Raw genomic sequence first — 15338 nt, forward strand, 5'->3', positions numbered from 1 at the left:
AAATCACTTTCAATGAAAACAGTGGGTAAAAGTTCGATGGTTTTTTCCCTTTTACAATATCTGCGATTATGGTACAATAGCAGAAGCGAAAAAACTGGAAAGAAAGGGGCATGCGCCATGTCTTATATGGCTTTATATCGAAAATTCCGGCCGACGACTTTTGACGAAGTGAAGGGACAGGATCATATTGTTACGACGCTGAAGAATCAGATCAGGACCGGAAGAATTGGCCACGCATATCTGTTTTGCGGAACCAGAGGAACCGGAAAGACCACGGTTGCCAAGATTCTGGCGAAAGCCGTCAACTGTGAGAATCCACAGGACGGGGAACCGTGCAATGAATGCGAGACCTGTCGTGAAATTATAGAGGGAAGCTCCATGAATGTGATGGAAATTGATGCAGCTTCCAACAACGGCGTAGACAACATCAGAGATATCAAAGAACAGGTACAGTATTCACCGGCTTCGGGAAAATACAAAGTGTATATCATCGATGAGGTGCATATGCTTTCCATAGGAGCGTTTAACGCCCTGTTAAAGACTCTGGAAGAACCTCCGGAATATGTGATCTTTATTTTGGCGACAACAGAAGTACACAAGATTCCAATTACGATACTGTCCAGATGTCAGAGGTATGATTTCCATCGGATCACTACAGATACCATCAAACGGCAGCTGGCGGATCTTATGGAGCAGGAACAGGTGGAAGTGGAAGATAAAGCGCTGGAATATATCGCCAGAATGGCAGATGGATCCATGCGTGACGCCCTCAGTCTTCTTGACCAGTGCATCGCTTTTTATTTAGGAAAGAAACTGACGTATGATAATGTACTGGAAGTGCTCGGTACAGTGGATATCCAGGTATACAGCCGTCTGCTGGATTACATTATGGAAGAAAATATTTCAGATATGATGGATCTTTTGGATGATGTGTCCAGTCAGGGACGGGAATGGTCACAATTTATCACAGACTTTCTGTGGTATCTGAGAAATCTGCTGCTGGTCGGAAAAGGAACCGCGGCAGGTGAAGCACTGGAAGTTTCTACGGATCAGCTGAAGCTGCTCCAGGAGAAAGCAGCGGGCATAAAAGAAAACACATTGATCCGCTATATCCGTATTTTGTCAGATCTTTTGAATGAGCTGCGCTATGCCACATCCAAGAGGATTTTAGTTGAGGTAGAACTGATGAAGATGTGCAGACCGCAGATGGAAACAGATCAGAACAGTCTGCTGGAGAGGATTCGGCAGATGGAAGAAAAAATGAAGGAATTAATAAAAAACGGAGTCCGGGTGCAGCAGGAGCCTGTTTCAGTTTCCGCAAAACCGTCACCGCAAAAAAGCGTGGAGGAGCAGAAACAGACTCTGGAAGAACGTTTGCCAAAGGCAAAGGCAGAAGAACTGACGGATCTGATCAGACACTGGAAAGATATCAGAAGAAATCTGTCGCCGCAGATGAAGTTTGCGCTTCAGAAAGCAAGCCTGATGGTAAATACAGAAGGAACTGCGTTGAAAATCATGTTTCCAAAAGAAATGAATGTGGAGAGCGGATATCTGCTGGAGAAGCCAGAGCGGATTGAAACTCTGAAACAGGAAATCAGCCGGCAGACCGGCCGGGAAATCGAGCTGGAAGTCGGAATACTGGATCAGTCAAAATCAGAGGAAGATATGATCGATCTGGGATGCATCCATATGGATGTGACAATTGAAGACTAAGGCAGAATGGAGTGTGCGTGCACACTTCATTTGCTTAAAAAAGCAGGAGGATTAAAATGTCGGGAGATACACTAAAGATATTGTTTGCGATGATCGGATATATGCTGGTTGTCATCGGAATCGGCTTATATTTCGCAAAACGTGCGCAGGCAAATTCAGAAAATTACTTTTTAGGAGGCCGTTCCCTTGGACCGTGGGTTGCGGCCATGAGCGCAGAGGCGTCAGATATGAGCGGATGGCTGCTGATGGGACTGCCAGGAGTCGCATACTGGTGCGGACTTGCAGATGCCGCATGGACAGCGGTCGGACTGGCGCTGGGAACTTATGTTAACTGGCTGATCGTAGCAAAACGTCTGAGAAGATATTCAGCGGTTTCCGGAGATGCCATTACGGTGCCGGACTTTCTGAGCAACCGTTTTCATGAAGACAGAAAGATCATTCTTGCGATTTCCGCAATTTTTATTTTGATCTTTTTTACTGTTTACGCAGCAAGCTGTTTTGTTACCTGCGGAAAACTGTTTTCTACTTTATTCGGACTTTCTTATCATTCCATGATGATTGCAGGAGCCGTGTTTGTTGTAGTCTATACGTTTATCGGAGGATTTCTTGCAGAGAGCGCTTCTGATTTTATGCAGGCAGTAGTCATGGTAATCGCGCTGCTGACGATCCTGATTCTTGGAACATCCGCAGCCGGAGGTCTTGACGCAGTGATCGCCAACGCAAAAGAAATACCGGGATATTTCTCTATGACATCCATTGCGACACCGGAAACGGATGCCGCAGGAGTTCAGAATGTTGTCGGAGGAATTCCTCAGTTTGGAGGAGCAGGAAGCTATGGGCTTCTGACCATTATTTCCACACTTTCCTGGGGGCTGGGCTATTTTGGAGTGCCGCAGGTACTTCTCCGGTTTATGGCAATCCGGAAAGAAGAAGAACTGAAGAAATCAAGAAGGATCGCGACTGTATGGTGCTTTATCTCTCTGTCAGCAGCCGTTATGATCGGACTGATCGGAAGGGCGTTATTCCCTGCAGAGACCAGTCTGCTGACAGCAGGTGGAGCAGAAAATGTATTTGTGGTTCTTTCACAGGCACTGCTTCCGGCTGTAATGGCAGGAGTTATTATGGCAGGAATCCTGGCAGCAACGATCAGTTCTTCTGATTCTTATCTTTTGATCGCGGCATCCGCGTTTGCGAAAAATATTTATGAGGGAATCATGAAAAAAAATCAGGCAGATGATAAAGTGGTTATGAAAGTATCACGTATTGTACTGCTTTTGATCGCATTGATCGGTATTGTGATCGCGTGGGATGAAAACAGTGTGATTTTCTCCATCGTATCCTTTGCGTGGGCAGGATTCGGAGCAACGTTCGGTCCGGTTATGCTGTTTTCACTGTTCTGGAAACGAATTAACCGCGCAGGAGCGATTGCGGGAATGCTTTCCGGAGGAATCATGGTATTTGTATGGAATCGGTTTTTAAGTCCGCTGGGAGGAGTGTTCGCAATCTATGAACTGTTCCCGGCATTTGTGATTTCCTGTATCGTCATTGTGATCGTATCTCTCTGTACCAAAGAACCGTCAGAGCAGATCATAAAAGAATTCGAGCAGGCGGCAGGAAAATAAAAACGGCAGTGATTTAATTGATATAAAAATTTTCAGGAGGGAAATGAAATGGCAAAAAGAAGAGGCGGAATGCCTGGAATGGGCGGCAACATGAATCAGCTTATGAAACAGGCCCAGAAAATGCAGAAACAGATGGAAGATACAACAAAAGAATTAGAGGAGACCACATATGAAGCAACAGCCGGCGGCGGAGTTGTGAAAGTAGTTGTTTCCGGAAAGAAAGAAGTTGTTTCCGTGACTCTGGAAGAAGAAGTGGTAGACCCGGATGATATTGAAATGTTAGAAGATCTTATCGTTGCAGCAACCAATGAGGCTCTTCGCAAGATGGAAGAAGATTCCCAGGCGCGTATGGGCAAGATTACCGGAGGCTTAGGAGGAATGGGCGGCGGATTCCCATTCTAAAGTGATATGGAATATTACAGCAATCAGATTACGCAGCTGATCGAAGAACTGGGAAAACTTCCGGGAATCGGACCGAAGTCCGCAGGACGCCTGGCCTTTCATATTATCAATATGCCGAAGGATCAGGTAAAGAAGCTTTCTGATACGATCATCAGCGCAAAAGAAAATGTGCATTACTGCAAAGAATGCTGCACGCTGACAGATCAGGAAATCTGTCCGATCTGTGCCAGCGATGAAAGAGATCACAGCACGATCATGGTGGTGGAAGACACAAGAGATCTGCTGGCCTATGAAAAAACAGGAAAATATAACGGAGTTTATCACGTGCTTCACGGAGCGATTTCTCCAATGCTTGGAATCGGACCGGATGATATTCGTCTCAAAGAACTGATGGCAAGACTTCAGGGAAATGTGAAAGAACTGATCATTGCGACCAACTCAAACCTGGAGGGAGAAACAACAGCGATGTATATCAGCAAGCTGGTAAAACCGACGGGAATCAAAGTCAGCAAGATTGCCAGCGGAGTTCCGGTAGGCGGAGATCTGGAGTATATTGACGAAGTGACGCTGCTCCGGGCTTTGGAAGGACGTACAGAAATTTAAAGAAAAAGGAAGAATCCAAAAAAGTGATTCTTCCTTTTTTTCTGCGGTTAATTTCGGACAAAGAAAAAACCGGCTTGCGCCGGTTTTTTCTCTTAAAACAATAAGGAGAGGATTTTCATCCTCAAGAGGGGTAGGATTTGAAAGTATTAACTACTTTACGATGTTTATTATAAAACAAAAATGTGAACAAAAAGTGAACTTTTGTAAGAAATTTTAAAAAAATGCATATTATATTTACAACGTATTAAATAAAAAAGAATTCTCTCAGGTTTCTTGAAAAAAAAGAAGCAATAAGATAAAATACATCACAGATACAGACACATAAAGCAGAAAGGAAGTTACAGAACATGAAAAAAGAAGATTGCGTTTTTTGTAAAATTGTGAATGGTGACATTCCGTCTAATACGATTTATGAAAATTCAGAGTTCAAAGTTATCATGGATATTTCACCAGCGACAAAAGGTCATGTACTGGTTCTGCCGAAGGAACATTTTAAAGATATCTATGATATTGATGCGGAGACAGCAGGAAAGTTATTCCAGCTGGCAGCGGTCGTAGCAAGGGCATTAAAAGAAGTACTGCACTGTGATGGACTGAACATCATCCAGAACAATGGAGAAATCGCAGGACAGACCGTATTTCATTTCCATATGCATCTGATTCCGCGCTATGAAGGCGATGATGTAACAGTAAAATGGAAAGAACATTCCATGGACGCGGAAGAGATGGATCAGCTGCGCAAAGATATCCGCAAAGCGTTGTAGGAGAATGTCATGAGCAAGATTTCATGGAAACCAGGTAATATGATTTATCCTCTGCCGGCAGTGATGGTCACCTGCCGGGACAGAGGAGAAGATAATGTACTGACGATCGCATGGACAGGAACGATCTGTACGAATCCTCCGATGACTTACATTTCAGTCAGGCCGGAGAGACATTCTTATGATATGATCAAGAACAGCAAAGAATTTGTAATCAACCTGACGACAAAGGCTCTGGCAAAAGCGACTGATTTCTGCGGCGTACGTTCAGGAAGAGATATGGATAAATTTAAAGAACTGGGTCTGGAAAAGGAAGAGGCGCAGGCAGTAGACGCGCCGGTACTGGCAGCAAGTCCGGTAAATATTGAGTGCCGGGTCGAAGAGATCATTCCGCTGGGATCTCATCATATGTTTGTGGCAAAAGTTGTGAATATTATGGTAGACGATGAATATATGGAAGAAAACGGAAGATTTGCCCTGGAGAAGACGAATCCTCTGGTTTATTCCCACGGCGGTTATTTTGAGACAGGAAAACAGTTAGGAACATTCGGATATTCGGTAAGGAAGAAAAAGAAGAGGAAAAAACAGCATGGCGGGAAAAGAAAATAATTATACGTTAATTGGGATGCCGGGCGCCGGGAAAAGCACCATCGGCGTGCTTCTTGCCAAGGCATTAGGCTGTGAATTTATTGATACTGATCTGGTGATTCAGCAGAGGGAAGGAAAACTGCTGAAAGAGATCATTGCGGATGCCGGCAATGATGGATTTAAAAAGATTGAAGAAGAAGTAAATGCTTCCATAGAAGCCAAAGGAGCCGTCATCGCTCCGGGAGGCAGCGCGATTTACAGTGAGAAAGCGATGAAGCATTTCAGAGAAATAGGAAAAGTAATTTATTTGAAACTGTCTTTTGAGTCTGTGAGAAAACGTCTGGGAGATTTAAATGCCAGAGGTGTTGTATTAGAGAAAAATCAGACGTTATATGACCTGTATTGTGAGAGGACGCCGCTGTATGAAAAATACGCGGATCTGACTGTAGAGCTGGATGGACTGGATATTGGCAGCTCATTGGAAAAAGTATTTGAAAAGCTATAAAGTTATGTTATAATGTAGAATGTATGATTTTAAAAATAATTACCAAAAGATGAAATTAAGGTTTAATAATATAGATTAATTGAGGTGTATCATGAAACAATATGTCATTAAAGGCGGAAACCCGCTGGTTGGAGAAGTAGTCATCGGCGGAGCAAAGAATGCAGCACTGCCGGTTTTGGCAGCAGCAGTTATGACCGATGGAAAATGCATGATTGACAACATGCCTGATGTAAGAGATATAAATGTACTGCTCCAGGCAATGGAAGGAATTGGAGCAACGATTGATAGAACTGGAAAACATGAAGTAATTATCAGTGGAAAAGGAATTCACCCAGAGTGTGATGTAGACAATGAATATATTCGAAAAATCCGCGCGTCTTATTATCTGATAGGAGCGCTTCTTGGAAAATATAAGAGAGCAAGAGTTGCTCTTCCGGGCGGATGCGAAATTGGAAGCCGTCCGATCGATCAGCATATTAAGGGATTCAAGGCCCTTGGAGCAGAAATAGAGATTGAAAATGGAATGATCAGCGCGAAAGCGGAAGAACTGAGAGGATGTCACATTTACATGGATGTTGTCTCTGTGGGAGCGACAATCAATGTCATGATGGCAGCGTCTCTGGCAAAAGGAGATACCATCATTGAAAACTCTGCGAAAGAACCGCATGTGGTAGATGTTGCAAACTTCTTAAACAGTATGGGAGCAAAGATTCGCGGAGCCGGTACAGATGTGATCAAAATCCGCGGAGTAGAGCGGTTTGGAGACTGTCAGTACTCTATTATTCCGGATCAGATCGAGGCCGGAACATTTATGACAGCCGCAGTGGCTACAAAAGGTGATATTACGATCAAAAATGTCATTCCGAAGCATCTGGAAGCAATCAGCGCGAAGCTGACAGAAATTGGAGCGCAGGTAGATGAATTTGACGACACTGTCCGTGTATCAGCGACAAAACGTCTGGAATCTACCAATATTAAAACGCTGCCATATCCGGGGTTCCCGACCGATATGCAGCCTCAGATGGCAGTTACACTGGCTCTTTCCAACGGAACCAGTGTCATTTCAGAGAGCATTTTTGAAAACCGATTCCGTTATGTGGATGAATTGACAAAGATGGGAGCCACCATCCAGGTTGATGGAAGAACTGCCATCATCACAGGAGTGGAAGGCTTTACCGGCGCTGACGTGGAAGCTCCGGACCTGAGAGCAGGAGCGGCTCTGGTCATCGCAGGACTGGCGGCCAAAGGATTTACAACTGTCAGCGAGATTGGATATATTTCCCGCGGTTATGAAGATTTCGAAAAGAAACTGAGAAGTCTCGGCGGAGAAATCAAAATGGTCAATGATGAAAAAGAAATTGCAAAATTCAAATTGAAAATAGGATAAGAGGAGAATTGCCTTCATGAGACAATATCTGAAGAATGAAGTGTTCAAGATTTCAAAATGGGTGGAACTGATATTATCGGCAATCATAACCATTGCGGTGATCGGGGGAACCATATGGCTGGTACGGGATCTGATCCAGCTTATGATGGAACATCCGGGAACAGATGAGATTTACCGGTTCGTAGGAGTGGCATTTAATCTGGTGATCTGCATTGAGTTTATCAAAATGCTCTGCAAACATACACCGGATACACTGGTGGAAGTTCTGATGTTTGCCATTGCCCGTCAGATGATCGTGGAACATACGACGCCGCTTGAGAATCTGCTTGGAATCCTGGCCATTGCGATTTTATTTGCGATCAGAAAATTTTTGTTTGGAGAATTTGATGATGTGGATAAAACCATTTTCCTGCCGTCACAAAAGATTGCAGATATCAATCAGCTGATTCATGTGGGCATTCCGGAAGAATTTCAGGGAGAGACCCTGGAAGATTTAATGGAAGAATATGTTGAAAAGGGAGAACGAGGATTTCAGGTAGGGCAGTGTTATTTTTTCCTGGGCGGAGCTTTGCGCGTTGAAAAAGTGATCAACGGACGAATTGCGGAGATTGAGGTTATCCGAGACCGGTCAGTTCCGTTTATGCCAAAAGAACATTAGGTCCGAAATGATTCGGGCCTTTTCTTTATCTCAGAATCCTTCTGGAATTTTATGAGATAAAAATAAAGAAATATAAAAATCGAAACAGTTCAGTTGTTTCAGTAAAATCAGCAGAAAGGATAAGATATGGATAAGTTACTATTTACATCTGAATCTGTAACAGAAGGTCATCCGGATAAAATCTGTGACCAGATTTCAGATGCCATTTTAGATGCCCTGATGGAACAGGATCCAATGAGCCGTGTGGCGTGTGAAACCTGTACGACAACCGGGATCGTTATGGTCATGGGAGAAATTACAACCAATGCCTATGTCGATATCCAGAAGATCGTCAGAGACACCGTACGGGAAGTTGGATATACAAGAGGAAAATACGGATTTGACGCAGATACGTGCGGAGTCATCACAGCCATTGATGAGCAGTCTTCTGACATCGCCATGGGAGTGGACAAAGCGCTGGAAGCAAGAGAACATGAAATGAGTGAAGAAGAACTGGATGCCATCGGAGCCGGAGATCAGGGAATGATGTTCGGATATGCAACCAATGAAACCGATGAATATATGCCATATCCGATTTCACTTGCCCACAAGCTGGCAAGACAGCTGACCAAAGTCAGAAAAGACGGAACTCTGCCGTACTTAAGACCAGATGGAAAAACTCAGGTTACTGTGGAATATGATGAAGACGGGAAACCGTTCCGCCTGGAAGCAGTTGTTCTTTCAACCCAGCATGATCCTGATGTGACTCAGGAACAGATTCATGAGGATATTAAGAGAGAAGTCTTTGACAAGATTCTTCCTGCAGAGATGGTGGATGATGAGACCAAGTTCTATATTAATCCGACAGGACGTTTTGTCATCGGAGGTCCTCATGGAGACGCAGGACTTACCGGAAGAAAAATCATCGTAGACACTTACGGCGGATATGCCCGCCACGGCGGTGGAGCGTTCTCTGGAAAGGACTGCACGAAAGTTGACCGGTCTGCGGCCTATGCGGCAAGATATGTGGCCAAGAACATTGTAGCGGCAGGACTGGCAGACAAATGTGAAATCCAGTTATCTTACGCGATCGGTGTAGCAGAACCTACATCTATCATGGTTGATACTTTCGGAACCGGAAAGAAGAGCAGTCAGGAACTGGTGGATCTGATCCGCAGACATTTTGATTTGAGACCTGCAGGCATTATCAAGATGCTGGATCTTCGGAGACCGATTTACAAACAGACAGCAGCCTATGGACATTTCGGACGCAATGATCTGGATCTTCCATGGGAGAAACTAGATAAAGTTGACATACTGAAAGCCGATTAAGATACAAAGGAATTCCTGCGGATTCCAAAACCACTGCCGGCACAGCCGGATGATTCTGCAACTTAGGAGGAGAATGAGTGAAAAACGAATTAGTGATCGTAATCGATTTTGGAGGACAGTATAACCAGCTGGTGGCACGCCGCGTTCGTGAGTGCAACGTGTACTGTGAAATCTATTCCTACAAGATCGACATTGAAAAAATCAAAGAAATGAATCCGAAAGGAATCATTCTGACTGGCGGACCAAACAGCTGTTATGAAGAAGGAGCCGCAACGTATTCCAAAGAATTATTTGAACTGGGAATCCCGGTTCTCGGATTATGCTACGGAGCACAGCTGATGCAGCATATCCTGGGTGGAAAAGTTGAGAAAGCTCCGGTTCGTGAATATGGAAAGACAGAAGTCATCGTAGATGATGAGACATCTCCAATCTTTGAAGGAGTATCCAAAAACACGATCTGCTGGATGAGCCATTTTGACTATATTTCAAAAATTGCGCCGGGATTTGTAACAACATCCCATACGGCAGACTGCCCGACAGCGTCCGCAGAAAACAAAGAAAAGAATTTATACGCAATCCAGTTCCATCCGGAAGTACTGCATACAGAAGAAGGAACAAAAATGCTTTCCAACTTCGTTATGAAAGTCTGCAAATGCTCCGGCGACTGGAGAATGGATTCTTTCGTGGAAGAATCCATCAAAAAGATTCGCGAAAAAGTCGGAGACGGAAAGGTATTGTGCGCATTATCCGGAGGAGTGGATTCCTCTGTAGCAGCGGTTATGCTTTCCAAGGCAATCGGGAAACAGCTGACCTGTGTGTTTGTTGACCATGGTCTGCTCCGTAAAAATGAAGGAGACGAAGTAGAGGCTGTATTCGGACCGGAAGGACCGTATGACCTGAACTTCATCCGCGTCAACGCACAGCAGAGATATTATGATAAATTAAAAGGCGTGGAAGAGCCGGAACAGAAACGTAAGATTATCGGAGAAGAATTCATCCGTGTCTTTGAAGAAGAAGCAAAGAAAATCGGAAAAGTGGATTTCCTTGTACAGGGAACCATCTATCCGGACGTAGTAGAAAGCGGACTGGGGGGAGAATCCGCAGTGATCAAATCCCACCACAATGTGGGAGGACTGCCGGATCATATTGATTTCAAAGAAATCATTGAGCCGCTGCGCGACCTGTTTAAAGACGAAGTCCGCAAAGCAGGACTGGAAATGGGACTTCCTGAATATCTTGTATTCAGACAGCCATTCCCGGGACCGGGACTCGGTATCCGAATCATCGGTGAAGTCACTGAGGAAAAAGTAAGAATCGTGCAGGATGCAGACGCAATTTACAGAGAAGAAATTGCCAACGCAGGACTGGACCGCAGCATCGGACAGTACTTCGCGGGACTTACAAATATGAGAAGCGTAGGTGTTATGGGGGATGAAAGAACCTATGACTACGCAGTCGCTTTGAGAGCGGTAAATACCATTGACTTCATGACGGCAGAAGCAGCAGAGATACCATATGAGGTACTCAATAAAGTCATGACAAGAATCATCAATGAAGTAAAAGGAGTCAATCGGGTAATGTACGATCTGACCAGCAAACCGCCGGGAACGATAGAGTTCGAATAGTCGGCGGTGGGCCAGAAAGCCTTTATTTACGGGCTTTTCCGGCACCGGTGCCTCTGGATTGCATTATCATTGCATTTTTACATTTGCCTGTGATAAGAAGCGGTGAACTGATTGTGTGTGTAATCAGCCACGCTTTCCGTAGCAGGTGTGAAGTTAATAACTCCGCCTAACATTTTAGCAACCTCAAAGTTGCTGTTAGGATATAGATGTCCATAGGTCCCTAAAGTCGTCTGGATTTTTTCGTGGCCGAGACGGTCTTTAATGATCAATGGATTCACCCCCATGCTGATTAAGAGTGCAACATGAGAATGACGTAAAGCATGGATTTTAATTCGGTGAACGCCGGCAAGCCCTGCCAGCTTTTCCAGGGCTCTTGGCAGGGTATGCTTGCTGGTGGGAATCCCATTGTAGCTTAGTACAAAGTTACAGTCTTTCAAAACTTTTTTCTGTACTTCTTTCCACTCTTTTAATTCCCTGATAGTATCATCATCAAGCACAACTGTTCGGACACTGGCAGATGTTTTGGGTTCCACAAATTTGTATTCCGTCATTGATTTGTAATACAGTGTTTTGGTTACACTGATTATTCCGCTTTCAAAATCAATGTCATCCCACTGTAATGCAGCAGCCTCTCCGATCCGCAGTCCTGTTGTGAACAGGAGCCAGAAGCAGATGAACAAATAATGTTCATAGTAGTCACCCTTGTATAAAAGAGAAATGACTTTCTGAAATTCATCCAGCGTCCAGAAATCTATCTTCACTTTTTTTGACTTAATATTGCCGACCATACGTGACGGATTTTTTGAAGCAAGACCAAGGATAATTGCACGGTCAAAAGCGAGCGACAACATGCCCTGGATAATCCGTACATAATTTGGACTGTACTCTTTTGCCAGCTTCAGCTGCCATGCCTGTACATGAATCGGCTCTATTTCAGCAACCTTTTTCCTGTAAAAAAATTTAAAGTGCTTTTCAATAGTATTTAATCGGTTTTTATAGGTACTTTCTTTGACCTGCGTTTTATACCATGGAAGATAAATTTCCTCAATGTACTGCTTAAACGAGGGCTGTTTCTTTTCCATAGCCAGTCCTTCTTCTGCCGCCAGCACCAATCGGGAATACTCTGTACGAGCCTCCTTTTTTGTAGAAAAGCCGCTGCGGTATTTCTGGATCTGCTTTCCGGTTACAGAATCATAGCCCAGGTTTGCCCTGAAATAATAGGTTCCGTTTTCAGCTTTTTTAATTGGATCTTTTGCCATAAAGTTTACTCCTTACATTTCTGCAAGAAGTGTGTCATTACTGCTCATCTGGAAGTTTGATACCGAGCAGTTCTTCTACGGCCTCTTTTGGAACTCTGTCCAGCTTTCTTGACTGATAGTAGGTATGTCCTTTTTCCACCATTAACTTTTTAGCCTCACGAATAATGTCAGCAGCAAAAGAAGGACCATATCCAAGTGCAATTAAATCTGATTTCGTTACAGTAACCATAACCCTCCTTTCCATGAACAGAGTACCATTCTCAATACCTGTTCATTATTATACCAGAATTTGAGTAAAAGGTCTTTAGGTTCAGATACCTCTTGCAAAAATAAATTATAGTTATGTTTAAGATACCGTTTTTCTCTATCTCCCTGGAAGCCAGTTCCTGCGCCTTCCCAAGCCGCGTCTTCGGCGTTGCTATGCAATCTTAAAGCCTGCAGGCACGCATCATGCTGCACTATCTGCAGGCACCCGTATCCCTCTTCCGGGAGGGTATGAAATTTTCAAGGTACTCTATTTTGCCATTTGTAAGGGAAATAGCGGAGAAAATGCAGAATGTGTAAAAAATAGAAAAAAAGCTGTCCGTGTGGACAGCCTCTGAAAATTATTTATGTCTGGCAGCGAGCCGATGTAGTATACTGATTACAGCGATCATATCCTCATCGTCGAGCTGCTTTAATAAGTCAGCCGCTTTTTCGTATAGAGGAAGATTGTGAAGAGCTGTATCGAAGAACTGGCAGGGAGTTACTTCCAGATATTCGCAGATTTCCAGGAAGTTCTCCATGGTAGGCAGGGAGCGCCCGGAAGAAATGGACTGGATGTAACTTTTGTTTTTGCCGAGATCCAGGCTCATCTGATATTCGGATACATTCTTTTTTATCCGCAGTTCGGTAATCCTGTCACCGATAAATTTTTTCTCCATGTCATCCACCTCTCTTCCTACATCTTCCTTCGATTTTAAACTATTTACTTCCGGCAAATTACGGAATAAAATAGAGTTATTCACTATATAAATGCTTATATTACGGAATATAACCGGAATTTACTGCTATATACCTGATTGCAAAAAAATGTGATAGAAGCGCTGTTTTAGGGTATGATGTTAATGAGGTGTTTTTAATGAAAATCATAGGTACGCAGGAAGAATTGAAATGGGTCCGCAGGGCGCTGGCAAACAACTGTGAGGGATGTATCTTTGAAGAACGATGTAATCAAAATGCCAGTGAGGAGCAGAAGAAGCATGGAAAAACTCTGACAAGCTGTGAGGAATTTATGGCAAGACAGATCACGTTTGTCAGCGAGGAGAGAACAAAAACCACAAAATAGGATATTTATACCGTTATTGATACCATATATAGTATAAAACAAATTGACAGCACCTATATCCTGTGCTACTATACTGATATAGTTCTTTTTTATGCGTTCCCCGGCGGGGGATCATGTTTTGGGATTTTGAGAAATCCCGTACATGAAGAGGAAAAGCAGGAGCTTTTCCCGGCATAAGTTGTTTATGTTTGTAGTGAAGTGTCACCGTATGCCTGAAATGGCTGTGTGGCACTTTTTTTGTTTTATCGGTGAAGAACCAGATTGGAAAAGGATGAATGGAGAAAACAAGAGGTTTCTCTTCTCATCCTTTTTTATTGCCGTTTATCCGGAAGAAAATGTTTCTGCCGGATTTTTGTGTATGTGTGTGGCCTGCCACAATCAGCTTCGGCTGTTTATGGAAAAATATTTTAAAGAAAGGTGGAAGAAACAATGAATGAAACAATGGTTTACGCAGATGGTTTTGAAAAGACATTTGCCACGGCGGAGGAGATGCTTGATTTTCTTTCAAGAAGAGGGAAAGCCTCAGAGTGGATCCGCAAGCCCATCCGTGCCCTCCGGCTGGTGCCGCTCGAAAAAGAGGCGGGCAACCTGGAGAACGGAGACGAAGAGATGGAGGAGATCCTGAAGGATACGGAAAAGCACACCCGGCTTGTACTGAAGGTACGAGGCGAGGCATATCCGGTCCGGAACTGTGCGATCCAGACAATCTTAGGACGTGCCGGTATTGGCGGGGACGGCCTGCGAAAGCTGGATCTGGCAACTTATGCAAAGGTTGTGAATTGCTGCCTGAAAGCAGCGAAAGGGGAATGCCTCATCAAGATTGCGGATGGAAAAGTCTCTGCAGTCCACGGGGGAGACGCCCATGATTACAGCGTACTGGACATGAAAGCAATCTTTGAGATGACCAGCGAATATCTGCACACGAATTTCAAGGGAAGCGCTTATCTGGAAGGCTCCGGAACCTATGACCATTCCGTCATGAGTGCCATGTGGACGCTTTCCGGGAACCAGGAGCTTCTGGACACCTACAGGGATGCGCTGGACCGGTACGGAGTAAGCAGAAAGAATCTTACGCCGGCGCTGCGCCTGACCACTTCTGATGTTGCAGCCAGCGGTGTCAATCTGTATCCTATGCTGCTGACAGACGGGAACAACCATACGCTCAGCCTGGGAAGCCCGATCACTCTGGCGCACAGGAACCACAGCACAATCCTGGATTACCGCAACAATTTGAAAGAGGTGTATGCAAGATACAAGGATGCCACAGAACGTCTGGCAGCGCTTCTGGAAATTGAGATCCATAACCCGGTGAACTGCTTAAAGTTACTGATGAAAAAGCTGAAGATCAAAGCGGCGATCCGTAATGAAGTGGTGGAGATGTATGTGGCACAGAACGGGGAACAGACCTGCACGGCCCATGACCTTTACTATGCCATGAACGAGGCACCCTTCTATGCCGCCTGCCAGGGATTTACCGGCAGCCAGCTTTTGCGGATGGAGGAAAACCTGACCAGGGCCCTTGCCATGGACTGGAAGGAGTTTGATGTATATGGCGCCGTTAAGTGTTAAGGAGGAGC

Annotated in this window: 16 protein-coding genes; 13 read left to right on the top strand and 3 right to left on the bottom strand. The window is 44.4% G+C overall.

The genetic code is table 11. The features are described from left to right. Positions 1-117: 117 nt before the first annotated feature. From dnaX to guaA, 11 genes are all read left to right on the top strand, one after another. Positions 118-1713: a DNA polymerase III subunit gamma/tau gene (dnaX, locus tag JMF81_RS04075; protein WP_201310190.1), complete on the top strand. Its 1596-nt coding sequence runs from the start codon at positions 118-120 to the stop codon at positions 1711-1713. Between the two features lie 56 nt (positions 1714-1769). Then, on the top strand, positions 1770-3335 hold the full coding sequence (putP, locus tag JMF81_RS04080; RefSeq protein WP_201310191.1) for a sodium/proline symporter PutP: 1566 nt from the start codon (positions 1770-1772) through the stop codon (positions 3333-3335). A 48-nt stretch (positions 3336-3383) separates the two neighbouring features. Next, entirely contained in the window at positions 3384-3737 is a 354-nt protein-coding gene (locus JMF81_RS04085; RefSeq protein WP_201310192.1) for a YbaB/EbfC family nucleoid-associated protein, read from the top strand. 6 nt (positions 3738-3743) lie between these two features. Next, positions 3744-4340 (top strand): recombination mediator RecR, encoded by a 597-nt coding sequence (gene recR, locus JMF81_RS04090; protein WP_201310193.1) that lies wholly within the window; start codon positions 3744-3746, stop codon positions 4338-4340. A 347-nt stretch (positions 4341-4687) separates the two neighbouring features. Continuing rightward, positions 4688-5104: an HIT family protein gene (locus JMF81_RS04095; RefSeq protein ID WP_201310194.1), complete on the top strand. Its 417-nt coding sequence runs from the start codon at positions 4688-4690 to the stop codon at positions 5102-5104. Between the two features lie 9 nt (positions 5105-5113). Then, positions 5114-5710, top strand: a complete 597-nt coding sequence (locus JMF81_RS04100; protein ID WP_201310195.1) for a flavin reductase family protein — start codon at positions 5114-5116, stop codon at positions 5708-5710. Continuing rightward, positions 5691-6194: a shikimate kinase gene (locus JMF81_RS04105; RefSeq protein ID WP_201310196.1), complete on the top strand. Its 504-nt coding sequence runs from the start codon at positions 5691-5693 to the stop codon at positions 6192-6194. The genes JMF81_RS04100 and JMF81_RS04105 overlap by 20 nt, the downstream gene beginning before the upstream one ends. Positions 6195-6285: 91 nt before the next feature. Then, positions 6286-7581, top strand: coding sequence for a UDP-N-acetylglucosamine 1-carboxyvinyltransferase (locus tag JMF81_RS04110; RefSeq protein ID WP_201310197.1), 1296 nt, complete (start codon positions 6286-6288; stop codon positions 7579-7581). Between the two features lie 16 nt (positions 7582-7597). After that, on the top strand, positions 7598-8239 hold the full coding sequence (locus JMF81_RS04115) for a phosphate-starvation-inducible PsiE family protein (RefSeq protein WP_201310198.1): 642 nt from the start codon (positions 7598-7600) through the stop codon (positions 8237-8239). Positions 8240-8365: 126 nt separating this feature from the next. Beyond that, positions 8366-9550, top strand: coding sequence for a methionine adenosyltransferase (gene metK / locus JMF81_RS04120; protein WP_201310199.1), 1185 nt, complete (start codon positions 8366-8368; stop codon positions 9548-9550). A gap of 77 nt (positions 9551-9627) precedes the next feature. Beyond that, positions 9628-11175 carry a glutamine-hydrolyzing GMP synthase gene (guaA, locus tag JMF81_RS04125; RefSeq protein WP_201310200.1) on the top strand — a complete coding sequence of 516 codons (1548 nt, stop codon included), beginning with the start codon at positions 9628-9630 and terminating at the stop codon, positions 11173-11175. A 77-nt stretch (positions 11176-11252) separates the two neighbouring features. On the opposite strand, the gene JMF81_RS04130 is transcribed toward guaA, so the two are convergent. The 3 genes from JMF81_RS04130 to JMF81_RS04140 all read right to left on the bottom strand — a co-directional run bounded on the left by JMF81_RS04130 (position 11253) and on the right by JMF81_RS04140 (position 13357). After that, entirely contained in the window at positions 11253-12434 is a 1182-nt protein-coding gene (locus JMF81_RS04130; protein WP_015573092.1) for a site-specific integrase, read from the bottom strand. Between the two features lie 37 nt (positions 12435-12471). Further along, positions 12472-12663 carry a DUF3173 domain-containing protein gene (locus JMF81_RS04135; RefSeq protein ID WP_015573093.1) on the bottom strand — a complete coding sequence of 64 codons (192 nt, stop codon included), beginning with the start codon at positions 12661-12663 and terminating at the stop codon, positions 12472-12474. 376 nt (positions 12664-13039) lie between these two features. After that, positions 13040-13357 carry a helix-turn-helix domain-containing protein gene (locus JMF81_RS04140; RefSeq protein ID WP_015573094.1) on the bottom strand — a complete coding sequence of 106 codons (318 nt, stop codon included), beginning with the start codon at positions 13355-13357 and terminating at the stop codon, positions 13040-13042. A gap of 197 nt (positions 13358-13554) precedes the next feature. Between JMF81_RS04140 and JMF81_RS04145 the strand changes: the two genes are divergently transcribed. Both JMF81_RS04145 and JMF81_RS04150 read left to right on the top strand, forming a co-directional pair. Then, complete coding sequence (locus JMF81_RS04145) at positions 13555-13761, top strand: 2-ketoisovalerate ferredoxin oxidoreductase (RefSeq protein ID WP_201310201.1); 207 nt, start codon at positions 13555-13557, stop codon at positions 13759-13761. 429 nt (positions 13762-14190) lie between these two features. Continuing rightward, positions 14191-15330 carry a transposase gene (locus tag JMF81_RS04150; RefSeq protein ID WP_201310202.1) on the top strand — a complete coding sequence of 380 codons (1140 nt, stop codon included), beginning with the start codon at positions 14191-14193 and terminating at the stop codon, positions 15328-15330. Positions 15331-15338 lie beyond the last annotated feature (8 nt).

This window comes from Anaerostipes butyraticus (genome assembly GCF_016586355.1).
In the GTDB taxonomy this organism is placed as follows: Bacteria; Bacillota; Clostridia; order Lachnospirales; family Lachnospiraceae; genus Anaerostipes; species Anaerostipes butyraticus.